Genomic DNA, 22525 nt, shown 5'->3' on the forward strand with positions numbered 1-22525 from the left:
ACGGACATCGGATCAGGACAGGCGCCGCGCCCGCAAGACACTGTCGTGGCTGTGGTGAGTCCCCCCGGGAGCCGGTGTGGAGCGAGGCCGGGTTTCGTTGACCAGGACGGTCCAGGTCGAATCGAGGAGTGAGGCGATGGTGTCAGCCTGGTGATAGTCGGCGGGGTCGAAGCCGTCCCCGGGCCGAGGAGCCAGATCCGAACGCGCGTGAGTGACGAAAAGCAGCGTGCCACCAGGCGCGACCGCGTCCAGCAAGCTGCGCACCACCGTGTCACCCGGCTGACGCAGAAGGGGGAAATACTGGACGGACACCAGATCGAACGCCCCGGCCGGCAGCGGCATCGCCCCAAGCTCAGCCCGCACCCACGCCACCCGGTGCCTGAGGTTGCCAGCGGTGGTCGTGGCAACCGCCGTCGCTGCAGCACCCGCCGCACCGACTCCCGCGACACGGGCGGCGGCGCCCACAACACCACCGGCGGCGACGGCGGCGCCACCGGCGGCGCCCTCCGCGGTCTCACCCCCATCAGCCACAACCGCAGCGCTCGCCCTGGCCCTGTCGGCATCAACCACCGCGGCGGCGTCAGTGGCAGCGCCCGCAACACAAGCGGCGGAAACCGCACTACCGCCCGCCTCGGCACCGGCAGCAATCACCGTGGCGATGTCGGCGGCACCAACAGGCGTGACCACGCCCGCAACACCAGCCCCGGCAACCGCACCACCCTCGGCAGCAATCACCGAGGCGGCGCCAGCAACAGGCGTGGCAACGCCCGCAGCACCAGCCCCCGAAACCGCGGCACCGCCGGCGGCGGCATCGGTAGCAGTCGCGGCGGCAGCGTCTGCCGCGGCAGCAATGGTGGCGGCGCCCGTAGCACCAGAAGCAGCGATCGCGGCAGCACCAGCAGCGATCGCGGCGGCAGCGTCCGTCGCGGCAGCCGCGGATGTGGCGCGGTCCGAGGCAGCGGCGCGGCGCAAGGCGGTCTCGGACACGTCGATCGCGGTGACGTGCCAGCCTTGGCGGGCGAGCCAGAGGGTGTCGGCGCCTTCGCCGCAGCCGACGTCGAGGGCTTGGCCCGGGGGTAGGGCGGCGACTTCGGCGACGAGGACTGCGTTGGGGTTGCCGCTGAACACGCGGGCGCGGTTGCGGTACATCTCGTCCCAGTGTCGGATGTCCATGGTTTTCCGCCCTCTCCTCGGATGCCGGTCGCTGCCGCCAAGGTGCGCCCGGACCGGCGGGCAGGGCAAAGTTCTTTGCGGAAAAAGCAAAACCCCGGGCACAGTGAACGCCATGACCGACGAACTCGACGCCGTCCTGGCCGCGGTCGGGCCCCGGTTGCGGGGGTTGCGCCGGCGCCGCGGGGCCACGCTGGCCGCAGTGTCGGAGGCCACCGGGATTCCGATCAGCACGCTGTCCCGGCTGGAGTCCGGGCACCGCAAGCCGGGCCTGGAACTGCTGCTGCCCCTGGCCAAGGCCTACCGGGTGCCGATCGACGAGCTGGTCGGCGCCCCGGCCGAGCCCGACCCACGGGTGCCGCCGCGGCCGCTGACCCGCAACGGCATGACCGTCATCCCGCTGACGCGTAATCCCGGTGGGCTGCAGGCGTTCAAGCACATCGTCCCCGCCGGCCTCACCGACGGGCGCGAACCCGAGCCGCGATCACACGAGGGCTACCACTGGCTGTACGTCCTCAACGGACACCTGCGCGTCGTGCTCGGCGACCAGGACTTCGTCCTCAAGCACGGCGAGGCCGCCGAATTCGACACTCACCTCCCCCATTGGTTCGGCAACGCCGACCAGCGCGCGGTGGAGTTCCTCAGCATCCTCGGCCCGCAGGGCGAACGCGTCCACATCAAAGCCCGGTACCGCCCCGGCTGAACGACCCGGGCAGGCGCGCACCGGGACCACCGCCGTTCCGCGAAATTCGCGCGAGCCACCCGGCCCGCGCCGCTAGGGTGACCCCATGGCATCGGTCAGGCAGGTCCAGGTCACCTTCGACTGCGCGGAACCCGAGCGGGTCGCCCGTTTCTGGTGCGAGGTGCTGGGGTACGTCGTGCCGCCGGCCCCGGAGGGATTCGCCACCTGGGACGATTTCAACCGCTCGCTGCCGCCCGAGCGCCAAGGGGCGGGCTTCGTCTGCTCCGACCCCACCGGGGCAGGCCCGCGGCTGTACTTCCAGCGTGTGCCCGAGGGCAAGGTCGTCAAGAACCGGGTGCACCTCGACGTGCGGGTCGGCACCGGCCTCGTGGGCGCCGAGCGCCTCGCCACGCTCGAGGCCGAGTGCACGCGGCTGGTCGCGCTCGGCGCGGTGCGTTTCCAGCTGCTCGAGGCCGACGGCGAAGAAGAGTCGTGCATCGTGATGCAGGACATCGAGGGCAACGAGTTCTGCCTCGACTGACCCTCCCCGGCGGGTGCTAGCCGGTCTCCCCCGGCCGGTCCGCGTAACCGAGCCGCAGGTGCTCGCTGTGGTACACGGCTTCGTCGAGCAGCTGTGCGACGTGGTTGTCGTACAGGCTGTAGACGATGCTGCGCCCGTTGCGCGTGCCGACGACGAGCCCGAGGTTCCGCAGCAGCCGCAGCTGGTGCGACACCGCGGACTGCTCCATGCCGACCGCCTCCGCCAAGTCGCCGACCGACAGGGGCTGCCGGCGCAGCGAACTCAGGATCAGCAGCCGGCTGGGGGTGGCGAGCGCCTGCAGCGTCGTCGCGACCGCCGCGGCGGTGGTCGCGTCCAGCGGCTCCGCCGAGCTGTGCCGGCCCTCGACCCCGTGTCCCATGGGGCCGAAGCCTAGAACACCACCCGACACATGAACACATCTTCATTCGTTCTGCTACCGTTCCGGTATGACCCACGGACACGGGCACGGGCATCCGGAAACGCGATGGGCCCGCCTGCGCCACGCGCTGAAGCCGCACAGCCATGACTCCGGCGACCTCGTCGACGACGCGCTCGAGGCGAGCCGCGCCGGCATGCGGGCGTTGTGGCTGTCGTTCGCGGTGCTGCTGGCCACTGCGTCGGCGCAGCTGGTGGTCGTGGCCTTCACCGGTTCCGTCGCTCTGCTCGGCGACACGCTCCACAACTTCGCCGACGCGCTGACGGCCGCACCGCTCGCGGTCGCGTTCCTGCTGGCGCGCCGGAAGGCGACCCGCCGGTTCACACACGGCCTCGGCCGCGCGGAAGACCTCGCCGGGCTGGTGATCCTGCTGGTCATGGGCGGATCCGCGGTGCTCGCGGGGTGGGAGGCCATCGACCGCCTGGTGCACCCGCGCGCGATGACGGGCGCGGGCTGGGTGGCGCTCGCCGGCGTCATCGGCTTCGCGGGCAACGAGCTGGTGGCCCGGTACCGCATCCGGGTCGGGCGTCGGATCGGGTCGGCGGCGCTTGTCGCGGACGGGCTGCACGCGCGGACCGACGGCTTCGCGAGCCTGGCCGTCGTGCTCGCCGCGGGCGGGGCGCTCGTCGGCTGGACCTGGGCGGACCCGGTGGTCGGCCTGCTGATCACCGCGGCCATCGTCGTCGTGTTGCGCGACGCCGCGCGCGAAGTGTTCGGCCGGCTGCTCGACGCCGTGGACCCGCACCTGGTCGACGACGCCGAGCACGCGCTGGCGGACACCCCGGGCATCGTCGGCGTCGACGAGGTGCGGTTGCGCTGGATCGGGCACTCGCTCGCCGCCGAGGCGCAGGTCTGCGTCGACCCGTCACGATCGCTGGCGGAGGCGCACGGCATCGCCCACGCCGCCGAGGACCGGCTTTCGACCGCGCTCCCCCGGCTGACCCGCGCGCTCATCCACGCCCATCCGGCGGGGGACGTCAACATCGCCGCCCCGGCTGTCAAGGAAGCGTGAGCGCGACGGGCGACGGCCCGCGCACGTCGGCAGGCTGTCCCTCGTCCCTCGCGAAAGAAGGCTGTGGATGAGCGACTTCGCCTGGTCGTTGCTGCTGGTGGGCTTGTGTGTGCTGTTCGCGCTGGTGCTGCGCCCGCTCCAGTGGTGGATCATCCGGTCGGACCTGCGGCGGCAGCGGTCGCAGCACGCGGGCACCACCGCCAACGCTCCGGCCGCACCCGCACCTCGGTAACATCCGCTGCGCCCGAGCAAGACCCGCAGCACCCCGCTGCCGACCGGTGACCGAGCCGAGGAGACCCGCCCGATGTCCTCCACAGTCTCGAGGAGCCGCGGAGGGCGGCGGAGGTTCGCGCGGGTCGCGACCGAGGTGCTCGCGCCGTGGGTGTGGGCGCTCGGGCTGCCGCTGGTGGTCGCGTGGCAGGTGACCGGCCACCGGGCCGGGGCGGCGTTGCTGTGGGGCCTCGTGGTGGGCGTGACCGGGTCGCTGATCCCGATGGCCGTGATCGTCCGCGGGGCCCGGCGCGGGAAGTGGGACAGCCACCACGTCGCGAACCGGGCCGGACGGCTGGTGCCGCTGGCGTTCTGCTTCGCCTCGCTGGCCGCCGGGTTCGTCATCCTGATCGCCGGCGGCGCGCCGCCCGAGATGGTGGCGCTCACCGCCGCCGAGCTCGCCTGCCTGGTCGTGGCGCTGGCGATCACCTCGGCGCTGAAGTTCAAGATCTCGATCCACGCCGTGGTCGCCGCCGGGGCGACGGTCATGCTCGTCTGGGTCTGCGGGCCGTGGCTGCTCCTGCTGGTGCCGTTCCTGGCGTGGGTGTGCTGGTCGCGCGTCGAGCTGGCCGCCCACACCGCCGCGCAGGTGGTGAGCGGCGCCCTGCTCGGCGCGGTGGTCGGCGGCGCTGTCTACTTCGGACTGCTGGCAGCCATCTCGTGAAGGTGTGGCGCGACGGGGAACCGCCGCGCCACACCTTGGCTCAGACCGCGCTCTCGAACTCCTTCACCGCGTCCAGGGCCGCGCCCATCGCCGCGTTGTCCTCGCGGCCGATCATGATCTCGACGAGCACCGGGCGGTGCGTCCGGTCGACCTCCTTGCGGGCCCACTCCAGCGACGAGCGGATCCCGTCCGGGTCCACGACGCGCGTGCCGGAGCAGCCGTAGGCCTCCATGATCTTGACGTTGTCGGTGCCGGACTCGTCGTAGTGGATGTCGACCTGGAAGTTCATGTCGTAGCCGGTCTCGGCCTGGCGGATCAGGCCCAGGTACTCGTTGTTGAGCATGATCAGCACGAAGCCGACGTCGTACTGCGCGGCCACGGCCAGCTCCTCCACCAGGAACTGGAACGAGTAGTCGCCGACCACCCCGACCACCTCGGCCTCCGGGCGGGCCTTCTTGACGCCGATCGCGGCCGGGATCTCCCAGCCGAGCGGGCCGGCCTGGCCGCAGACCTGGTAGTGCCGCGGCAGGTGCGCGCGCTGGAACTGGCCGGACCAGATCTGGTAGAGCCCGATCGCGGTGACGAAGTAGGTGTCCGGGCCGTAGTACTCGTTGATCTCCTTGAACACCCGCGGCGCCTTGATCGGCGTGCTGTCGAAGTCCTCGCGGCGCGGCAGCTCCGCCTTCAGCTCGCCGATGCGCGAAACCCAGGAGCGGTCCCGAGCCCCGGCCGCACGACCGTCCAAAGCGGACAGCAGGGCGTCGAGGAACGCGCCGGTGTCGGAGACGACGCCGAGGTCCGGGCCGAACACCTTGCCCAGCTGCGTCGGCTCGATGTCGACGTGGATGAACTTGCGCTCGCCGCGGTACACCGACAGCTCGCCGGTGTGCCGGTCGCCGAAGCGGGCGCCGAGCGCGAGCACCAGGTCGGACTCCAGGAACGCGGCATTGGCCCAGCGCTGCGACGTCTGGATGCCCGCCATGCCCGCGAACAGCTCGTGGTCCTCGGGGAAGCTGCCCTTGCCCATGAGCGTGACGCCGACCGGGACGCCGAGCCGCTCGGCCACCGCGCGCAGCTGCCGGCTCGCCTCGCCCAGCACCACGCCGCCGCCGGCGAGGATCAGCGGACGCTCGGCGGCGAGCAGCATCTCCAGCGCCCGCTCGACGCGCGCCGGCGAGGGCAGCACCGGGTTGACCGGCAGCGCCGAGTCGATGCCGGAGTCCCATTCGATCAGCTGCTTCTGGACGTCGATGGGCAGGTCGATCAGCACCGGGCCCGGACGGCCGGACCGCGCGACGCGGAACGCCTCCCGGAAGATCCACGGCAGCTGCGCCGCCTCCTTCACCTGCACCGCCCACTTGGTGACCGGCTTGGCGATCTCGACGATGTCGACGGCCTGGAACGCCTCCTGGTGCAGCTTCGACGACGCCGCCTGCCCGGTGATGCACAGGATCGGGATCGAGTCGGCGTGCGCGGTGTAGAGGCCGGTGATCATGTTCGTGCCGGCCGGTCCCGAGGTGCCGATCGCGACGCCGACGTTGCCGGTGGTGCGCGACCAGCCGTCGGCCATGTGCGTGGCGCCCTCCTCGTGGCGGACCACCAGGTGCTCGATGCCGCGGCCCTGCATCGCCTGGTACAGCGGGAGGATCGCCGCTCCCGGGCAGCCGAAAGCGACGTCCACGCCCTCGTCGACGAGCACGTCGACAACCGCTTCCATCGCGGGGATCTTGGCCATGATCAAACCTCCTGTGACGAGCGGCCGGACAGCTCTTCGACGACTTTCAGCAGCGCCGAGTGGTCCAGCGAGCCGTAGCCCATGGACCGCCCGGCGGCGACGAGCTGGGCGACCAGCCCGGTGAGCGGCAGCGCGACGTCGGCCTGCCGCGCGGCGGCGAGCGCGATGCCCATGTCCTTGTGGTGCAGGTCGATCCGGAAGCCGGGCTTGAACTCGCGCGCCACCATCGACTTCCGCTTCAGCTCCAGGATCCGGCTGCCGGCCAGACCGCCGGCGAGCACGTCGAGGCCGGTGCCCGCGTCCACCCCGGACGCCTCCAGCAGCACGATCGCCTCGGCCACCAGCCCGTAGACCCCGCCGACGACGAGCTGGTTCGCCGCCTTCACCACCTGGCCCGCGCCGTGCGGGCCGACGTGCACGATCGTCTTGCCGAACACCTCGAACAACGGCCGGGCGACGGCGAAGTCGGCCGCCTCACCACCGACCATGATGGACAGCGCGGCCTCCTCGGCCCCGGCCTGCCCGCCGGACACGGGCGCGTCCAGCACCCGGATCCCTTTCGCCGCACCGGCTTCGGCGACCGCGATCGAGGTCTCCGGGCGGATGGTGCTCATGTCGGCCAGCAGCGTGCCCGGCGCGACCGCGTCCAGGACCCCGCCCGGCGCGAGCACGACCTGCTCGACCTGCGGGTGGTCCGGCAGCATGGTGATCACCACTTCGGCGCCGGCCACCGCGTCCGCCACGTCGGCGGCGGCCCGCCCGCCCGCGGCCTCCAGCTTGGCCCGCGCGTCGGCGTTCAGGTCGAAGCCGCTCACGTCGTGCCCGGCGGCGGCCAGGTGCGCGGCCATCGGCGTGCCCATCACGCCCAGGCCGATGAATCCGAGCTTGCCCATCAGTTTCCCCTTCGTTCGAACGGCAGCCAGGCCAGCGACTCGGCGGTGGGACCGTCCGGTTTGTACTCGATTCCCACGTGCCCGTCGTAGCCCGCCGCCTGGAGCTTTTCCAAGTAGCCTTCGAGGTCCAGCTCGCCGGTGCCCGGCTGGTGGCGGCCCGGCGCGTCCGCGATCTGCACGTGCCCGGCGCGCGGGGTGTGCTCGGCGATCACGGCGTCGAGGTCGTCGCCGTTGACCGCCAGGTGGTAGAGGTCCACGAGCAGCCGGACGTCCTCCCGGCCCAGTTTGTCCAGTACCGCCACGGCGTCGGCGGCCGTCTTCAGCGGGTGGCTGGGCATCCCGGACAGCGGCTCGAGCACCAGCTGCGCGCCGATCCCGGCCGCGGCCTCGGCGGCGGTGCCCAGCTGCACCAGCGCCAGTTCGTCCTGTTCGGACGGTTCCACGCCCTCGATCCGGTTGCCGTACAGCGCGTTGAAGCTGCGGCAGCCCAGCCGTTCGGCGATGCCGAGCGCGATGGTCAGGCTCACCGCGAACTCCGCCTCGCGCCCGACCCACGACACCAGCCCGCGCTCGCCGGCGGCCATGTCGCCGGCGAAGAAGTTCAGCCCGGTCAGCTGGACGCCGGCCTGCTCGATCGAGCGGACGAACCGCTCCACCTCCACCGGCCGCGGGTCGGCAGCGTCGAACGGCCACCAGAACTCGACCGCGGTGAAGCCCGCTGCCCGAGCGGCCGACGCACGCTCGAGCAGCGGGAGCTCGGTGAACAGGATCGACAGGTTGGCGGTGTAGGGCAGCGAATGCCGCCCACCGGCAGGACCAGTCATCGATATACCTCGCAGCCCTCGACCGTCGGCCCCGAAGAAGCCCGGGGAGCCCGACAGTCTCTGATTTCGTATCGTGGAAGGTTACTTCCGTATATCGAGAATAGCTGGCAGCGGCGGCCGCGGTCAACGGGCCGGGTCGAGTTCCCCGATCCCCGCCGCGGGGGCGAAGTCCGCGCTCATCCGCGCGGCCAGGCCGACGACGGTGTCGACGGCCGGCTCCAGCGCGCAGCTCGCCCGCGCGTCCCGGAAGCGGCGCTCGATGCCGCCGTCGCCGCTGAACGCCGCGCCCTCGCAGAGCTTCATCGCCTGCTCGGTCACCGCGGTCACCGCTTCGGCGGAGGCGAGGCACAGGTGGAAGAGCTTCGGCAACGCGTTCGCTGGGTCCCAGCTGAACGTGGCGAACGCGTCGTCCTGCAGCACGCGCACGGCGTCCGCGCGAAGCCGCATGCGGGCCAGGTCCGCCCGCGGGTCGCCGGAGCCGCACCGTCCCGCTGCGAGCTGCGCCGCGGTTTCGGCGATCGCGCCCTCCGCGAGGCCGAGCGCGACCGCCGCGCCGAGCCCGAGGAACCACGGCAGCGCCAGGTCCAGCAGCACCTCGGCGCCGTCGCCGTCCGCGCCGAGCGTGTTGGTCTCCGGCACCCGGACGGGATCGGCGAGCACCGTGGTCGCCGCGCTGGCGCGCAGCCCGATGCCGCCGTCGTGGTCGGGCACCAGCAGCCCCGGCGCGTGGCCGGGCACGAACCACAGCGTCGCGGGACCACGGGCGGTCGCCGGCCGGCCCGCCCACACGTAGCTGTCCGCCTCCCCCGCCGAGACCACCCAGGCCTTGCGCGCGTGCAGGTCGACCACCCCGCCGTGGCAGCGCGACGGCCCCTCGGGGGCGAGCAGCCGGCGGCCGGGACCGGCGTCGGACAGCGCGAGCGTGCTCAGGTGCCGTCCAGCTGCGACCTCCGCACGGACGGCCGTATCGCCGTGCGCCTCCAGCACCGCGACGGCGGCGAAGTGCGCCCGCAGCACGGTGGCCGTGCCACCGCAGACCCGCGCGACCTGCTCCACCACCCGGGCGGCCTCCGCCAGCCCGCGTCCACCACCGCCCAGCCGCCGCGACGCGGTCATCCCCAGGACTCCCCTACGCCCCAGCGCATTCACGGCGCCGCGGGGGAAACGCGCCAGCCGGTCACCTCCGGCCGCGGCCGGGGCGACAACCCCCGCCACCACGCGTGCGATCTCTTCGGCAGCAGGCATCGTCGACCCTCCGGTTCGGTCAGGGGTGGGACAGCGCGTGATCCACAGTGGACGGAGACCAGCCGGGACCGGCCCGCCGCGCCAGTTCCGGCAGCAGCCCGCGCCAGGCCGGGGCGGGCAGCACGACATCGGCCAGCTGCGCCGCCGAAGTCAGGAACTCCTGCACCACAAGGCATTCGACGGCCGCCCCGTTGGCCTTCAGTGCGTGCCGCAACGCCGCCGCGGCACGGTCGAGCGCCTCGTCCCAGGTGGCCGGGCGCAGCACGCCCGAGTCCCGCACCAGCGGCGAGGTCAGCCGGACGCGCGCCACGGTCCCGCTCAGCCGACCGGGACGGCGGTGGCCGTGTGGTTCAGCAGCCCGATCGCCGCGTGCACGTGGCGCAGCGCGGGCGCGGGCACGCCGGTGAGTGCCGCGAGCTCGACGACCGCGCCGATGATCGCGTCGATCTCCAGCGGCTTGCCCGCCTCCAGGTCCTGCAGCATCGACGTCTTGTGGTGGCCGACGCGCCACGCGCCGTCGATCCGCTTCGCCACGGAGACCTGGGGATCCGCGCCCGCCGCCCGCGCGATCGCGAGCGTCTCGGTCATCATGGTGGCGACGAGCGCGCGCGTGTCGTCGTGCTCGCACATCTGCGCCATGGTCGCCCGCGTCAGCGCGCTGAGCGGGTTGAAGGCGACGTTGCCCATCAGCTTGACCCAGATGTCGTCGCGCAGGTTCGGCTCCACCGGCGCCTTCAGCCCGCCCGCGACCATCGCCTCGGCCAGCGCGAGGCAGCGCGCGGACCGGCCGCCGGCCGGCTCGCCGAGGGAGAACCGGGTGCCCTCCAGGTGCCGGATCACGCCCGGCTCCTCGATCACCGTCGAGCAGTAGACGACGCAGCCGACGGCGCGCTCCACGGCGAGCACCGCGCTCGTCGCCCCGCCGGGATCGACGGTCTCCACGCGCCGCCCGGCGAGCGGATGCCCGTCCAGGCCGTGGAAGTACCACCACGGGATGCCGTTCTGGGCGGCCACCAGCGCAGTCTCCGGACCGAGCAGCGGCGCCACGAGCGGCCCGCAGCCCGGGTAGGAATGTGCTTTGAGGCCGAGGAAAACGTAGTCGACCGGGCCGACCTCGGCCGGGTCGTCCGTCACGTGGGGGCGCGCGGTGAAATCGCCGCGCGGGCTCAGCACCCGCACCCCGTGCTCGCGCATCGCCGCGAGGTGCGGCCCCCTGGCGACGAGATGGACGTCGGCCCCGCCGCGGTGCAGCGCCGCGCCCACGTATGCGCCGATCGCACCGGCACCCAGAACAGCCACCCGCATGATGTGCCTCCCGCTCGGTCGAACGCCGTGATTGTATACAGTATCCCGCGAATCTTCCCCGAGGCCAGAGCCTGGTCATGACGTTCCCCGATGACACCCGGGCAGCCCAGCCGATCCGGACCAAACCGACACTGAGGGTCATTTGCGGCAGCCTTGGTTGATCCACTTCGGGTGAGATCCAGGCCACAGAGTGAAGGGTTGGGATTTTGCATACCAAAAGCTGTATTCTGAACGCAGCTTCTCCGAACCGTTTCTGCTCTGCCCAACCCCCCGAGGTGCCCCGTGTCCCAGACCGTTTCCCCCCTGCCCGAGCGCGGGCCTTCCGGTCGGCGCACGGCGAAGGGGTCGCTCTCCGGCAACTCACCCCAGCGCGTCGAGCGGCCCGCGCCGCTGCGCCAGGTCGTGTACGACGCGCTGGCGGAGCTGATCATCAACCGGACGCTGGAGCCCGGGCAGCACCTGGTGGAGGCCGACCTCGCCGAGTACCTCGGGGTCAGCCGGCAGCCCGTTCGCGAGGCGCTGCAACGACTTCAGAGCGAAGGCTGGGTGGACCTGCGGCCGGCGCAGGGCGCGTTCGTGCACATGCCCACCGACGAGGAGGCCGACCAGCTGCTCGGCGTCCGCGCCGTGCTGGAGACCCACTCCGCCCGGCTCGCGGCTTCGACCGCCACCGAGGAGCACGTGGCGCGGCTGTGGGAGCTGCAGAACGCCGGAGTCGCCGCACTCGAGGCGGACGACGGCGAAGGCCTCGTCACGGCGAACGCCGACCTGCACTCCTACATCACCGAGCTGACCGGAAACGCGGTGCTCGCCGAGCTGATCGCGCTCGTCGACCGCCGCGTCCGCTGGTACTACACGCCCATCGCCCGCCCGCGGGCGCACGATTCCTGGCACGAGCACGCCAAGCTGATCGAGGCGATCGCCGCCAAGGACGCCGCCGCCGCGGAGAAGATCATGGCCCAGCACACGGAGCGCACCCGGCAGGCGTTCCACGAGCGGCCCGAAGCAACCCAGGAGTAGAGGGGGCGGGCGTCAGCCGCCCCCTCTGCTCCTGGGCCCTTTCCTTGTCCGGATGACCCGGCAAGCGTCAGCTGCCGGCACTCCCGGTGGCCGGGGTGGCCCGGGCGGCCACGTCCGGCGAGGTGACCCGCGCCGTCGAACCCGGGCCGGAACGACGGCCGGGCTGCTTCAGGAACAGGGTCAGCAGCGCGGACAGCAAGGCGATGCAGCCTGCGAGGATGTACGCGCCGGTGTAGCCCCAAGCGGTGATCACGCCCGCGGCCAAACCACCGCCGCCGACGCCGCCGATCAGCTTGGCGCTGTAGACGAGGCCGTAGTTCGTCGCGTTGTGGTTCTCGCCGAAGTAGTCCGGCACGAGCGCGGCGAACAGCGGGTAGAACGCGCCGCTGCCGAAGCCGGTCAGCACCGCGAACACCATGAACCAGAACAGGCTGTGCGCGTTGCCCGACCACATCACGCCGAACTGCGCCACGGCCGCGATCACCAGCACCCAGAACAGGGTGGCCTTGCGGCCGATCCGGTCCGAGGCCCAGCCGACCAGGCCGCGCCCGACGCCGTTCACCACCGCCAGGATGCCCGCCGAGGAGGCGGCCACGAACGCGCCGAAATTGCTCTCCTTGGCGAAGTCCACCTGGAAGTTGATGCCGAACAGCGAAACGCCGCCGATCACGATCAGGCACACCCACATCAGCGGGAGCATGCCGGTCCGGATCGCCTCCATCGGCGTGAACTGCTTCACCGCGGGCGGGTTCTTCGCCAGGCCCTTGGCATTGCCGACGGCCTTGCCCTTGAGCCACGCGATCGGGTCGACCTCGGCCGGCCACCAGTTCTTCGGCGGGTCCTTGAACAGGAATCCGCAGATCCCGACCACCAGCAGCATGTACAGCCCGATGGCGTCGAGCGTGACCGTCACGTTCTCATGGCCGAGGAACGCGCTGAACAGGTAGATGAACGGCACCGCGCCGTAAGCGAAGCCGCCGTTCACGAAACCGGTGCGGGCGCCGCGCTTCTCCGGGTACCACTTGCCGACCATGTTGATGCAGGTCGCGTACACCAGCCCGGCGCCGGTCCCGCCGAGCACGGAATACCCGATGAACGCGATCACCAGGTTCCCGCTGTGCGCGATGGTGAAATAGCCGATCCCGCTCAGGACCGCGCCGACGAGCATGGCGGTCTTGGCCGAGACGATGTTCTTCTCGCGCAGCCGCCCGGCGGGGAAGGCGACCCCCGCCTGGAAGACGGCCCAGATGCTGGCCAGCCAGAACGCGTCCGACAGGGACCAGCCGTATTTCTCTTCGAGTGTTCCCTCGACGGCTCCCCAGCCGTACTCGAACACACTGACCGCCATCATGGCGATCCAGGGCAACCAGACCATGAAACTGCGTGAGCGCCCCAGGATGTCGCGGGGACTCTCACCGATCCGGTAGACCCGGCCGTTGTCGTCGATGATCTCCTGGTAAGGCGGTTGGGCTGCGGTCATGAGAGTTCTCTTTCGTCACCGTTGACTTCGGTTCCCTCTTCGTAGCGCGGCGTGCGGTGGATCTTCGTCCTTTCCCTCGGGTGAGGCCAGCCCCTGTGGAGTTTTTTCAGAGCCGGCCCGCGGACCTGGCCCAGCGGTACTTGGCGCCGAGCACGGCCACCGGCTTTTCGGTCGTGTACGGGTAGGCGACGATCCCGTTGGCGTACAGGTGGTCGCTCGCCTCCTCGACCTCGACGTCGCCGGAAAGCGAAGCCACCACGGGCTTGTGGATGCCCTTCCGGCGGAATTCCTCGACGACGTCGACCACCAGCTCGGCGAAGACCATCGGCGGTGTGACGATGGTGTGCCAGTAGCCGAGGATCAGGGAGTGGACGCGCTCGTCGGACAGGCCGAGCGCGATGGTGTTGCGGTAGGTCGACGGCGGCTCGCCGCCGGTGATGTCCACCGGGTTGCCGGCCGCGCCGAACGGCGGGATGAACTTGCGGAACGCCTCGTCGAGGTCGCCGGGGATCTCCATCAGCGACAGGCCGTTGTCCACACAGGCGTCCGACAGCAGCACGCCCGAGCCGCCGGCGCCGGTGATGATCACGACGTTCTCGCCCTTGGGCGTGGGCAAAAGCGGAATGCCGCGGGCGTACTCGAGCATGTCGTTCAGCCCGGGCGCCCGGATCACCCCGCTCTGGCGCAGGATGTCGTCGTAGACCTTGTCGTCGCCGGCCAATGCGCCGGTGTGCGAGCTGGCCGCCTTCGCGCCCTGCGAGGTGCGGCCGGCCTTGAGCACCACCACCGGCTTCTTCAGCGAGACCCGCTTGGCTGTCTCGGCGAACGAGCGGCCGTCCTTGAGGTCTTCCAGGTGCATGGCGATCAGCTGGGTGTTGTCGTCCTGCTCGAAGAAGGTGAGCAGGTCGTCCTCGTCGATGTCGGCCTTGTTGCCCACGCCGACGATCGAGGACACGCCCATCTTCGCCGACCGGCTGAAGCCCAGGATCGCCATGCCGATGCCGCCGCTCTGCGAGGAGAGCGCGACCCCGCCCTTGACGTCGTACGGCGTGCAGAAGGTCGCCGAAAGGTTCTCCGGCGTGTAGTAGTAGCCGTAGATGTTGGGCCCGAGGACGCGCACGCCGTGTTTGCGCGCGATCGCCACGACCTCGTCCTGCAGCGCGATGTTGCCGGTTTCGCCGAAGCCGGACGGGATCAGGATCGCCCCGGCGACGCCCTTCGCGCCCGCTTCCTCCAGCGCGGCGGGCACGAACTTCGCCGGGATGGCGAACACCGCCACGTCGATCTCGCCGGGCACGTCGGCGATGCTGGCGTAGGCCTTGCGGTCCAGGATCTCGCTCGCCTTGGGGTTGATCGGGTGGATCTCGCCCGCGTAGCCGCCGTTGACGAGGTTCTTCATCACCGAATTGCCGATCTTCCCGGCCTCGGCGGAGGCGCCGATCACCGCGATGGCGGACGGCTTCATGATCCGGGTCATCGACGCCAGGATCTCCTCCTGGGTGAACCGCAGCGGCTCCTTCGCCGCCTCCGGGTCGACCAGGATCCGGACGTCGACGGCGGTCGCGCCGGACGCCGTGGCCAGCACCGGGTTGAGGTCGACCTCGGCCAGCTGCGGGAAGTCGGTGACCAGCTGCCCGAGCCGGTGGATGATCCCGGCCAGCGCGGCCTTGTCCACCGCCTCGGCGCCGCGGACCCCGTTGAGGATCTCCGCCGCGGCGATCCCGTCCACCATGGACAGTGCCTCTTCGGTGCTGGTCGGGGCCAGCCGGAAGGTGACGTCCTTGAGCACCTCCACCAGTACGCCGCCGAGGCCGAAGGCGACGACCTTGCCGAAGGTCTGGTCGCTGACCGAGCCGATGATCACCTCCTGCCCGGAGGTCAGCATCTGCTGTACCTGGACGCCGAGGATCTGCGCGTTCGCGTTGTAGGCCTTGGCATTCGCGAGGATGGTGGCGAAGCCTTCGGCCACCTCCTCGACGCTGCGCAGGCCGACGAGCACACCGCCGGCCTCGGTCTTGTGCAGGATGTCCGGCGACACGATCTTCAGCACCACCGGCAGGCCGATCTCCTCGGCCTGGGCGACCGCTTCGGCCGCGGTGGCGGCGAGCCGTTCCTGCGGGGTGGCGATCCCGTAGGCCTCGCAGACCGCCCGGCCCTCGGGCGCGGTGAGCGAACTGCGTCCCTCCGCCGCGGCCCTGGCGAGGATCTTTTCGACCGCGGCGCGGTCGGTTCCCGTGGTCATTCCCTGCTCTCCTTCAGATCACGCCTGCGGTGCGAAGCCGGTCGAGGTCCTGTGGCCCGTAGCCCAGCTCGCCGAGCACCTCGTTGTTGTGCTCGCCCAGCAGGGGCGAGCGCTCGATCTCGACCGGGGAGTCCGACAGCTTCAGCGGGCAGCCGACGGTCTTGAAGGCGCCGCGCTCCGGGTGCTGCACCTCGACCACGGTGCCCAGCTCGGCCAGCGTCTCGTCCTCGATCAGCTCCTGGGTGGACAGGATCGGGCCGCACGGGATGTTGTGCGCGTTGAGCCGTTCCATCACCTCCCATTTGGTGTGCTGCTCGGTCCACTGCTCGACCAGCGCGAACACCTTGTCCAGTTTGGACAGACGGGACTCCGGGGTGGCCCACTCCGGGTCTTCGGCCAGCTCGGGCTGGCCGATCAGCTCCGTGATCGGCGCCCAGCCGACGGGCTGGATGATCACGTAGATGTAGTCGTTGGGGCCGCCGGGCGCGCAGCGCACCGCCCAGCCGGGCTGGCCGCCGCCCGAGGCGTTGCCCGACCGCGGCACCTCGTCGCTGAACACCTCGTTCGGGTACTCCCCCAGCGGGCCGTGCGCCAGGCGCTGCTGGTCGCGCAGCTTCACCCGGCACAGGTTCAGCACGGCGTCCTGCATCGCGACCTGCACCCGCTGGCCACGGCCGGTGTTCGTGCGCTGGTACAGCGCCGCCAGGATCGCGGCCACCAGGTGGATGCCGGTGCCCGAGTCGCCGATCTGCGCGCCGGTCGCCGTCGGCGGGCCCTCCTCGAAACCGGTGGTGCTCATCGACCCGCCCATGGCCTGCGCGATCACCTCGTAGGCCTTGAAGTCGGCGTACCGGCCCGGGCCGAAGCCCTTGATCGAGGCGTAGACCAGCTTTTCGTTGATCTCGTGCAGCTTCTCCCACGGGAAGCCGAACCGGTCGACCACGCCGGGGCCGAAGTTCTCCACCAGCACGTCCACAGAGGACACCAGTTCGGTGAAGAGCTTCTTGCCCTCCTCACTCTTCATGTTCAGCGTGATGCTGCGCTTGTTCGCGTTCAGCATCGTGAAGTAGAGACTGTCCACCCCGGGCAGGTCGCGCAGCTGCCCGCGGGTGATGTCGCCGCGGCCCGGCGTCTCGAGCTTGATGACGTCCGCGCCGAGCCAGGCGAGGATCTGGGTCGACGACGGTCCTGATTGGACGTGGGTCATGTCGAGGACGCGGACGCCCTCAAGTGCCTTTCCCATTTCGGCCTCCGACTACTTGTACATCGTCTGGTTCATGGTCCCGGGGGCGTAGGCGTCCGGGTCGACCCAGACGTTGATCAGCGAGGGCTTGCCCGACTCGCGGGCCCGCTGCAGCGCCGGCGCGATGTCCGCGGGGTCGCGGACCTCCTCGCCGTAGCCGCCGAGCATCCGGGCGAACTCGTCGTAGCGGACGTCGCCCAGGGTGTTGCCGATGCGCTCGCGGGCCACGCCGTACTTCTGCGCCTGGCCGTAGCGGATCTGGTTCATCGAGGAGTTGTTGCCGACGATCCCGACGAACGGCAGGTTGAACCGCACCAGCGTCTCGAAGTCCCAGCCGGTGAGGGAGAAGGCGCCGTCGCCGAACAGCGCGACGACCTCCTTGTCCGGGCGGGCGTGCTTGGCCGCGAGCACGAACGGGATGCCGACACCGAGCGTGCCCAGCGGGCCCGGGTCCATCCAGTGGCCCGGCGACTTCGGCTGGACGACCTGGCCGGAGAAGGTGACGATGTCGCCGCCGTCGCCGATGTAGATCGAGTCCTCGGTGAGGAACTCGTTGATCTCGTGCACCAGCCGGTACGGGTGGATCGGGTTCGCGTCGGAATGCTGCTGCGGCAGGCGCTTCTGCTTCGCCTTCTCCTCCACCGCGCGAAGTTCCTCCAGCCACGGCTTGCGCGCCACCGCACCGGTGTCCACACGTCCGGAAGCGGCCTGCGAGACGGCGGCGAGGACCTGTCCGGCGTCGCCCACGATGCCCAGGTCGATGTCGCGGTTCTTGCCGACGGTGCGGTAGTCGAGGTCGATCTGCACCACCGTGGCGTCCGGCGAAAGCCGCTTGCCGTACCCCATCCGGAAGTCGAACGGGGTGCCGACGATGACGATCACGTCGGCGTTGTCGAAGGCGTACCGGCGCGAAAGCTGGAAGTGGTGCGGGTCGCCCGGCGCCAGGGTGCCGCGGCCGGCGCCGTTCATGTACGCGGGGATGTTCAGCGAGCGCACCAGTTCGGTGGCCGGCTCCGTCGCCCGCGTGGTCCAGACCTGGCTGCCCAGCAGGATCGCCGGCTTCTTCGCGTGCACCAGCAGGTCCGCGAGCTTTTCGATGTCCGCCGGGTCGCCGGCACTGCGGGTGGACGCGCGGTACTGGCCCGCCGACGGGATGCGCGCGTTGGCCAGCGGTACCCGCGCGTCGAGGACGTCACGCGGGATCTCCAGGAACGACGGCCCGGGCGCGCCCGCGAACGCCTCCCGGAACGCCATCGACACCAGGTCCGCCGCCCGCGCCGTGGACGGGACGGTCGCCGCGAACTTGGTGATCGGCGTCATCATGTCCACGTGCGGGAGGTCCTGCAGTGAACCCATCTTGTGCTGCGCCAGCGCGCCCTGGCCGCCGATCAGCAGCATCGGGCTCTCGGCCCGCAGCGCGTTGGCCACGCCGGTGACCGCGTCGGTGGTGCCCGGCCCCGCGGTGACGACCGCGCAGCCGGGCTTGCCGGTGATCCGGGCGTAGCCGTCGGCGGCGTGCGCGGCGACCTGCTCGTGCCGCACGTCGATGACGTTGATGCCCTCGTCCACGCAGCCGTCGTAGATGTCGATGATGTGCCCGCCGCACAGCGTGAAGATCGTGTCGACGCCCTCGGCCTTGAGCGCCTTGGCGACCAGGTGCCCGCCGGAGATGGTGTCCGGGGCCGCCGGGGTGCCGTTCGCGGCCGCCCGGCCCTGCTCGGCGTCCTGGCCCGTGGTGGTTGGCGCCATGGCTCAGCTCCTCTGCTGCTCTCGCGCCGGACCTCTCTGATCCGCGCGCTCGTTCCGGTGTGCTCGTCCGTCCGCGGCCCGGCGTGAGGGCCATCCCTCCAGGTCAGCGGCACCTTCGGGACAAACTGTAGATTGCATACCGTATGCGGTAGGCATTAGGATTACTCTCAGAGTCGCCCGCTGTCCAGGGCTATCCGCAGGTTTTTCCCGGCCCGGGCACCCGGATTCGCGCACTGGCGAGGCCGGTCCCGGCGCGGAGCACCCCCAGCCGAAGCAGAAAGGAATCCGATGGATCTTTTCGAGCACGAGGCGCGCGAGCTGTTCGAGGCCCGCGGCGTACCGGTCCCCCGCGGCCGGGTCGCCGCGAGCCCCGAAGAAGCCCGCGCCGCCGCCGTCGAGATCGGCGGCACCGTGGTGGTCAAGGCGCAGGTGAAGACCGGCGGCCGGGGCAAGGCCGGCGGGGTCAAGCTCGCCGCCCGGCCCGACGACGCCGAGCAGGTCGCCGAGGACATCCTCGGCATGGACATCAAGGGCCACACCGTGCACCAGGTCCTGGTCACCGAGGCGAGCGAAATCGCCGAGGAGTACTACGCGTCCTTCCTGCTGGACCGCGCGAACCGCACGTTCCTGGCGATGGCCTCGGTCGAGGGCGGCATGGAGATCGAGGAGGTGGCCGCCACCAAGCCCGACGCGCTGGCCAAGGTCCCGATCGACGCGCTCACCGGCGTCGACGCGGAAAAGGCGCGCGAGATCGTGGCCGCCGCCCGGTTCCCGGCCGAGGTCGCCGACGGCGTCGCGGAGGCGCTGATCCGGCTGTGGGAGGTCTTCGTCGCCGAGGACGCCACCCTGGTCGAGGTGAACCCGCTGGTGCGCACCAAAAGCGGCGAGATCGTCGCGCTCGACGGCAAGGTCACCCTCGACGAGAACGCCGCCTTCCGCCACCCCGGGCACGCCGCGTTCACCGACCCGGCGGCCGGCGACCCGCTGGAGCGCCAGGCCCACGAGCAGGGCCTCAACTACGTCAAGCTCGACGGCGACATCGGCGTGATCGGCAACGGCGCGGGGCTGGTGATGTCCACATTGGACGTCGTCGCGGACGCCGCGGCCGAAGCCGGCGCGGTGGGCCCGGCGAACTTCCTCGACATCGGCGGCGGCGCCTCGGCCGAGATCATGTCGGCCGGGCTCGGCGTGATCCTCGGCGACCCGGGCGTGCGCAGCGTGTTCGTGAACGTGTTCGGCGGCATCACCGCGTGCGACGCGGTGGCCGACGGCATCGTCAAGGCGCTCGCCTTGCTCGGCGACCGCGCCACCAAACCGCTGGTCGTCCGGCTCGACGGCAACAACGTCGCCGAGGGCCGGCGGATCCTCGCCGAGGCGGCCCACCCGCTCGTCACCGTCGTGGCCACGATGGACGACGCCGCCCGTACCGCGGCCGAGCTGGCCGCCGTCGTCACCCCGGAGGCCTGAGATGGCAATCTTCCTGGACAGCAACAGCCGCATCATCGTGTCGGGCATGACCGGCGCCGAGGGCACGAAGCACACGAAGCGGATGCTCGACGCCGGCACGAACGTCGTCGGCGGCGTCAACCCGCGCAAGGCCGGGCAGTCCGTGGCCATCGGCGGGCGCGAGCTGCCGGTGTTCGGCACCGTCGCGGACGCGATGGCCGCGACCGGCGCGGACGTGGTGGTGCTGTTCGTGCCCCCGCCGTTCGTCAAGGACGCGGTGATCGAGGCCGTCGACGCCGAAATCGGGCTGGCCGTGGTGATCACCGAGGGCGTGCCTGTGCACGATTCCGCGGTGTTCTGGGCGCACGCCGTGACCCGCGGCGGCAAGACCCGGATCATCGGGCCCAACTGCCCCGGGCTGATCTCCCCCGGGCTGTCCGGCGCCGGGATCATCCCCGCCGACATCACCGGGCCCGGCCGGATCGGGCTGGTGTCGAAGTCCGGCACGCTGACCTACCAGCTCATGCACGAGCTGCGCGACCTCGGCTTCTCCAGCTGCATCGGCATCGGCGGCGACCCGGTGATCGGGACGACGCACATCGACGCCGTCGAAGCCTTCGAGAAGGACCCCGACACCGACGTGATCGTGCTGATCGGCGAGATCGGCGGAGACGCCGAAGAGCGCGCCGCCGCGTACGTGCGTGACAACGTCAGCAAGCCCGTCGTCGGCTACGTCGCGGGATTCACCGCGCCCGAAGGCAAGACCATGGGCCACGCGGGCGCGATCGTCTCCGGTTCGGCGGGCACGGCGGCCGCGAAGCAGGCGGCGCTGGAGGCCGCGGGCATCCGGGTCGGGCGGACGCCGAGTGAAACCGCGCGGCTGGTCCGCGAAGTGCTGGCCGGCTGACCGTGGGCGAAATCGACGAGCTGGTCGCCCACGCGCGCGGCTACCACCACCGGCTCGACCACACCCGGCTCGTGCGGCGGCCGCGGCGGCGGGTCGCGGTGATCGCCTGCATGGACGCGCGCATCAGCGTCTACCGGCTGCTCGGCCTCGAGGAGGGCGACGCGCACGTGATCCGCAACGCCGGCGGCGCCGTCACCGACGACGCCATCCGGTCGCTCGCGGTCAGCCAGCGGCTGCTCGGCACGCGGGAGGTGATCCTCGTCCACCACGAGGACTGCGGCATGCGAACCTTCACCGACACCGAGTTCGCCCGGCAGGTCGAGGCGGGCACCGGGATCCGGCCGCCCTGGTCGGCCGAGTCGTTCGCCGATCCGGCGCAGGACGTCCGGCAGTGCCTGCGGCGGGTGCGGTCCAGCCCGTTCCTGCCGCACACCGCTTCGGTGCGCGGGTTCGTCTACGACGAGCGGACCGGGGCGATGACGGAAGTCGACGGCAGAGTTTGAGGAGGCCACGGATGCACTGGGCCGAGGCTCGCCAAACCGCGCGCGATGCGGTGAAGCCGCTGGAGTCGGTCGAACTGCCGCTGGCCGACGCGCTGGGGATGGCGCTGGCGAGCCCGGTCCGGGCGCTGGTGGCGCTGCCCGGCCACGACAACTCGGCGATGGACGGGTACGCCGTCGCCGGGCCCGGGCCGTGGACGGTGGCCGGTGCGGTCCGGGCCGGTGGCGCACCGCATCCGTCGCCGCTCACGCCCGGCACGGCGGTCGAGATCGCCACCGGGGCGCCGGTGCCGCCGGGCACGCGGGCGGTGCTGCCGGTCGAGCACGCCGTCCACAAAGGACGGCGGGTGGCCGGGACGGTGCCCGACGGCAAGCACGTCCGCCGCCGGGGCGAGGACTGCCCGGAAGGCCGCGAACTGCTCGGCACCGCCACCACGATGACCGCGGCCGGGCTCGGCGCGGCCGCCCAGGCCGGGCACGACACGCTGCTGGTGCACCGCCGTCCGCGGGTCGCGGTGGTGGTCACCGGCGACGAGCTGGAGACGTCCGGGCGGCCGCGCCCTGGACGGGTGCGCGACGCGATCGGCCCCATGCTGCCGGGCTTGTTACGCGCTTCCGGTGCCGAGGAGCACGGGCTGACCCGCCTCGCGGACCGGCCGGACGGGCTGACCGAAGCGCTCACCGAAAGCGAAGCGGACGTGGTGGTCGTCTGCGGCGCGACGTCCGCCGGCCCGGCCGACCACCTGCGCGGAGTGCTGCGCGCGCTGCGGGCCGAGGTGCGGGTGAGCGGGGTCGCGTGCCGTCCCGGGCACCCGCAGCTGCTCGCGGTGCTGCTGGACGGCCGGTGTGTCGTCGGCCTGCCGGGCAACCCGTTCGCCGCGCTGGCGGCCGGGCTGACCCTGCTGCAGCCGTTGCTCACCACGCTCGGCGGGCACCGCGTGCCGTCCCCGCTGACCGCGCGGCTCACCTCGCCGGTGACGCCGCATGCCGAAGACACGAAGCTCGTCGCGGTCACGCGATCGGGCGCCACGGCCACCCCCACCGGCCACGACCGGCCGGGCTCGCTGTGGGGCGCGGCGCTGGCCGACGCGCTCGCGGTGCTCCCGCCGGACTGGGACGGCGCCGAGGCCGAACTGCTCCCGCTCCCCCGCTGAGCGGAAC

General features: G+C 71.6%; 21 protein-coding genes and 1 pseudogene. 10 read left to right on the top strand and 12 right to left on the bottom strand.

Annotation, left to right across the window (positions count from 1 at the left end; translation table 11 throughout):
- Positions 1 to 12 precede the first annotated feature (12 nt).
- The gene (locus tag BMY97_RS06720) at positions 13 to 1173 is read right to left on the bottom strand and encodes a class I SAM-dependent methyltransferase (RefSeq protein WP_091614026.1); all 1161 of its coding nucleotides are present in this window, start codon (positions 1171 to 1173) and stop codon (positions 13 to 15) included.
- A 112-nt stretch (positions 1174 to 1285) separates the two neighbouring features.
- On the opposite strand from BMY97_RS06720, the gene BMY97_RS06725 reads away from it, so the two are divergent.
- Both BMY97_RS06725 and BMY97_RS06730 read left to right on the top strand, forming a co-directional pair.
- On the top strand, positions 1286 to 1873 hold the full coding sequence (locus tag BMY97_RS06725; protein WP_091614028.1) for a helix-turn-helix domain-containing protein: 588 nt from the start codon (positions 1286 to 1288) through the stop codon (positions 1871 to 1873).
- A gap of 85 nt (positions 1874 to 1958) precedes the next feature.
- Entirely contained in the window at positions 1959 to 2393 is a 435-nt protein-coding gene (locus BMY97_RS06730; RefSeq protein WP_091614031.1) for a VOC family protein, read from the top strand.
- Positions 2394 to 2409: 16 nt separating this feature from the next.
- Here BMY97_RS06730 and BMY97_RS06735 read toward each other — a convergent pair whose 3' ends face one another.
- Positions 2410 to 2772 carry an ArsR/SmtB family transcription factor gene (locus BMY97_RS06735; RefSeq protein ID WP_091614034.1) on the bottom strand — a complete coding sequence of 121 codons (363 nt, stop codon included), beginning with the start codon at positions 2770 to 2772 and terminating at the stop codon, positions 2410 to 2412.
- A gap of 67 nt (positions 2773 to 2839) precedes the next feature.
- Between BMY97_RS06735 and BMY97_RS06740 the strand changes: the two genes are divergently transcribed.
- The 3 genes from BMY97_RS06740 (at position 2840) to BMY97_RS06745 (ending at position 4775) form a co-directional block, all read left to right on the top strand.
- Complete coding sequence (locus BMY97_RS06740) at positions 2840 to 3841, top strand: cation diffusion facilitator family transporter (RefSeq protein WP_091614036.1); 1002 nt, start codon at positions 2840 to 2842, stop codon at positions 3839 to 3841.
- Positions 3842 to 3908: 67 nt separating this feature from the next.
- A complete protein-coding gene (locus tag BMY97_RS46890) occupies positions 3909 to 4073 on the top strand; it encodes a hypothetical protein (protein ID WP_177231214.1) in 165 nt (54 codons plus the stop codon).
- A 72-nt stretch (positions 4074 to 4145) separates the two neighbouring features.
- Positions 4146 to 4775, top strand: coding sequence for a phosphatase PAP2 family protein (locus tag BMY97_RS06745; protein ID WP_091614039.1), 630 nt, complete (start codon positions 4146 to 4148; stop codon positions 4773 to 4775).
- A gap of 40 nt (positions 4776 to 4815) precedes the next feature.
- Here BMY97_RS06745 and gcl read toward each other — a convergent pair whose 3' ends face one another.
- The 6 genes and pseudogenes from gcl to BMY97_RS06770 all read right to left on the bottom strand — a co-directional run bounded on the left by gcl (position 4816) and on the right by BMY97_RS06770 (position 10777).
- On the bottom strand, positions 4816 to 6510 hold the full coding sequence (gcl, locus tag BMY97_RS06750) for a glyoxylate carboligase (RefSeq protein WP_091614042.1): 1695 nt from the start codon (positions 6508 to 6510) through the stop codon (positions 4816 to 4818).
- Between the two features lie 2 nt (positions 6511 to 6512).
- Positions 6513 to 7403 (bottom strand): 2-hydroxy-3-oxopropionate reductase, encoded by an 891-nt coding sequence (locus BMY97_RS06755; RefSeq protein WP_091614045.1) that lies wholly within the window; start codon positions 7401 to 7403, stop codon positions 6513 to 6515.
- On the bottom strand, positions 7403 to 8227 hold the full coding sequence (locus tag BMY97_RS06760; protein WP_091614047.1) for a hydroxypyruvate isomerase family protein: 825 nt from the start codon (positions 8225 to 8227) through the stop codon (positions 7403 to 7405). The genes BMY97_RS06755 and BMY97_RS06760 overlap by 1 nt, the downstream gene beginning before the upstream one ends.
- 123 nt (positions 8228 to 8350) lie before the next feature.
- Entirely contained in the window at positions 8351 to 9472 is a 1122-nt protein-coding gene (locus BMY97_RS06765) for an acyl-CoA dehydrogenase family protein (protein ID WP_177231215.1), read from the bottom strand.
- A gap of 207 nt (positions 9473 to 9679) precedes the next feature.
- A pseudogene (locus BMY97_RS49510) lies at positions 9680 to 9794 on the bottom strand (molybdopterin-dependent oxidoreductase); the annotation flags it as partial.
- Positions 9791 to 10777, bottom strand: a complete 987-nt coding sequence (locus tag BMY97_RS06770) for a 2-dehydropantoate 2-reductase (protein ID WP_091614052.1) — start codon at positions 10775 to 10777, stop codon at positions 9791 to 9793. The pseudogene BMY97_RS49510 and the gene BMY97_RS06770, both read right to left, overlap by 4 nt.
- A gap of 282 nt (positions 10778 to 11059) precedes the next feature.
- Here BMY97_RS06770 and BMY97_RS06775 point away from each other — a divergent pair, with 282 nt between their 5' ends.
- The gene (locus BMY97_RS06775; protein WP_091614055.1) at positions 11060 to 11797 is read left to right on the top strand and encodes a GntR family transcriptional regulator; all 738 of its coding nucleotides are present in this window, start codon (positions 11060 to 11062) and stop codon (positions 11795 to 11797) included.
- Positions 11798 to 11864: 67 nt separating this feature from the next.
- Here BMY97_RS06775 and BMY97_RS06780 read toward each other — a convergent pair whose 3' ends face one another.
- The 4 genes from BMY97_RS06780 to BMY97_RS06795 all read right to left on the bottom strand — a co-directional run bounded on the left by BMY97_RS06780 (position 11865) and on the right by BMY97_RS06795 (position 18511).
- Positions 11865 to 13277 (bottom strand): OFA family MFS transporter, encoded by a 1413-nt coding sequence (locus tag BMY97_RS06780; protein ID WP_091614058.1) that lies wholly within the window; start codon positions 13275 to 13277, stop codon positions 11865 to 11867.
- Positions 13278 to 13383: 106 nt separating this feature from the next.
- On the bottom strand, positions 13384 to 15519 hold the full coding sequence (locus BMY97_RS06785) for an acetate--CoA ligase family protein (RefSeq protein ID WP_091614062.1): 2136 nt from the start codon (positions 15517 to 15519) through the stop codon (positions 13384 to 13386).
- A 13-nt stretch (positions 15520 to 15532) separates the two neighbouring features.
- On the bottom strand, positions 15533 to 16762 hold the full coding sequence (gene frc / locus BMY97_RS06790; protein ID WP_091614065.1) for a formyl-CoA transferase: 1230 nt from the start codon (positions 16760 to 16762) through the stop codon (positions 15533 to 15535).
- A gap of 12 nt (positions 16763 to 16774) precedes the next feature.
- Positions 16775 to 18511, bottom strand: coding sequence for a thiamine pyrophosphate-binding protein (locus BMY97_RS06795; protein ID WP_091614066.1), 1737 nt, complete (start codon positions 18509 to 18511; stop codon positions 16775 to 16777).
- A gap of 288 nt (positions 18512 to 18799) precedes the next feature.
- Here BMY97_RS06795 and sucC point away from each other — a divergent pair, with 288 nt between their 5' ends.
- From sucC to BMY97_RS06815, 4 genes are read left to right on the top strand one after another with little or no spacing between them, the layout of a single operon-like run.
- The gene (gene sucC, locus BMY97_RS06800; RefSeq protein ID WP_091614069.1) at positions 18800 to 19978 is read left to right on the top strand and encodes an ADP-forming succinate--CoA ligase subunit beta; all 1179 of its coding nucleotides are present in this window, start codon (positions 18800 to 18802) and stop codon (positions 19976 to 19978) included.
- Between the two features lies 1 nt (position 19979).
- The gene (sucD, locus tag BMY97_RS06805; protein ID WP_091614072.1) at positions 19980 to 20864 is read left to right on the top strand and encodes a succinate--CoA ligase subunit alpha; all 885 of its coding nucleotides are present in this window, start codon (positions 19980 to 19982) and stop codon (positions 20862 to 20864) included.
- A gap of 2 nt (positions 20865 to 20866) precedes the next feature.
- On the top strand, positions 20867 to 21367 hold the full coding sequence (locus tag BMY97_RS06810; RefSeq protein ID WP_281246884.1) for a beta-class carbonic anhydrase: 501 nt from the start codon (positions 20867 to 20869) through the stop codon (positions 21365 to 21367).
- Positions 21368 to 21378: 11 nt separating this feature from the next.
- Positions 21379 to 22518 (top strand): molybdopterin molybdotransferase MoeA, encoded by a 1140-nt coding sequence (locus BMY97_RS06815; RefSeq protein WP_091614075.1) that lies wholly within the window; start codon positions 21379 to 21381, stop codon positions 22516 to 22518.
- Positions 22519 to 22525 lie beyond the last annotated feature (7 nt).

This window comes from Amycolatopsis saalfeldensis, assembly GCF_900110575.1.
GTDB lineage: Bacteria > Actinomycetota > Actinomycetes > Mycobacteriales > Pseudonocardiaceae > Amycolatopsis > Amycolatopsis saalfeldensis.

What these genes read in the sequence shown, in the direction of transcription:
- BMY97_RS06720 (WP_091614026.1), bottom strand. Translation starts at nt 1,173, where the DNA reads ATGGACATCCGACACTGGGACGAGATGTACCGCAACCGCGCCCGCGTG.
- BMY97_RS06725 (WP_091614028.1), top strand. Translation starts at nt 1,286, where the DNA reads ATGACCGACGAACTCGACGCCGTCCTGGCCGCGGTCGGGCCCCGGTTG.
- BMY97_RS06730 (WP_091614031.1), top strand. Translation starts at nt 1,959, where the DNA reads ATGGCATCGGTCAGGCAGGTCCAGGTCACCTTCGACTGCGCGGAACCC.
- BMY97_RS06735 (WP_091614034.1), bottom strand. Translation starts at nt 2,772, where the DNA reads ATGGGACACGGGGTCGAGGGCCGGCACAGCTCGGCGGAGCCGCTGGAC.
- BMY97_RS06740 (WP_091614036.1), top strand. Translation starts at nt 2,840, where the DNA reads ATGACCCACGGACACGGGCACGGGCATCCGGAAACGCGATGGGCCCGC.
- BMY97_RS46890 (WP_177231214.1), top strand. Translation starts at nt 3,909, where the DNA reads ATGAGCGACTTCGCCTGGTCGTTGCTGCTGGTGGGCTTGTGTGTGCTG.
- BMY97_RS06745 (WP_091614039.1), top strand. Translation starts at nt 4,146, where the DNA reads ATGTCCTCCACAGTCTCGAGGAGCCGCGGAGGGCGGCGGAGGTTCGCG.
- gcl (WP_091614042.1), bottom strand. Translation starts at nt 6,510, where the DNA reads ATGGCCAAGATCCCCGCGATGGAAGCGGTTGTCGACGTGCTCGTCGAC.
- BMY97_RS06755 (WP_091614045.1), bottom strand. Translation starts at nt 7,403, where the DNA reads ATGGGCAAGCTCGGATTCATCGGCCTGGGCGTGATGGGCACGCCGATG.
- BMY97_RS06760 (WP_091614047.1), bottom strand. Translation starts at nt 8,227, where the DNA reads ATGACTGGTCCTGCCGGTGGGCGGCATTCGCTGCCCTACACCGCCAAC.
- BMY97_RS06765 (WP_177231215.1), bottom strand. Translation starts at nt 9,472, where the DNA reads ATGCCTGCTGCCGAAGAGATCGCACGCGTGGTGGCGGGGGTTGTCGCC.
- BMY97_RS06770 (WP_091614052.1), bottom strand. Translation starts at nt 10,777, where the DNA reads ATGCGGGTGGCTGTTCTGGGTGCCGGTGCGATCGGCGCATACGTGGGC.
- BMY97_RS06780 (WP_091614058.1), bottom strand. Translation starts at nt 13,277, where the DNA reads ATGACCGCAGCCCAACCGCCTTACCAGGAGATCATCGACGACAACGGC.
- BMY97_RS06785 (WP_091614062.1), bottom strand. Translation starts at nt 15,519, where the DNA reads ATGACCACGGGAACCGACCGCGCCGCGGTCGAAAAGATCCTCGCCAGG.
- frc (WP_091614065.1), bottom strand. Translation starts at nt 16,762, where the DNA reads ATGGGAAAGGCACTTGAGGGCGTCCGCGTCCTCGACATGACCCACGTC.
- BMY97_RS06795 (WP_091614066.1), bottom strand. Translation starts at nt 18,511, where the DNA reads ATGGCGCCAACCACCACGGGCCAGGACGCCGAGCAGGGCCGGGCGGCC.
- sucC (WP_091614069.1), top strand. Translation starts at nt 18,800, where the DNA reads ATGGATCTTTTCGAGCACGAGGCGCGCGAGCTGTTCGAGGCCCGCGGC.
- sucD (WP_091614072.1), top strand. Translation starts at nt 19,980, where the DNA reads ATGGCAATCTTCCTGGACAGCAACAGCCGCATCATCGTGTCGGGCATG.
- BMY97_RS06815 (WP_091614075.1), top strand. Translation starts at nt 21,379, where the DNA reads ATGCACTGGGCCGAGGCTCGCCAAACCGCGCGCGATGCGGTGAAGCCG.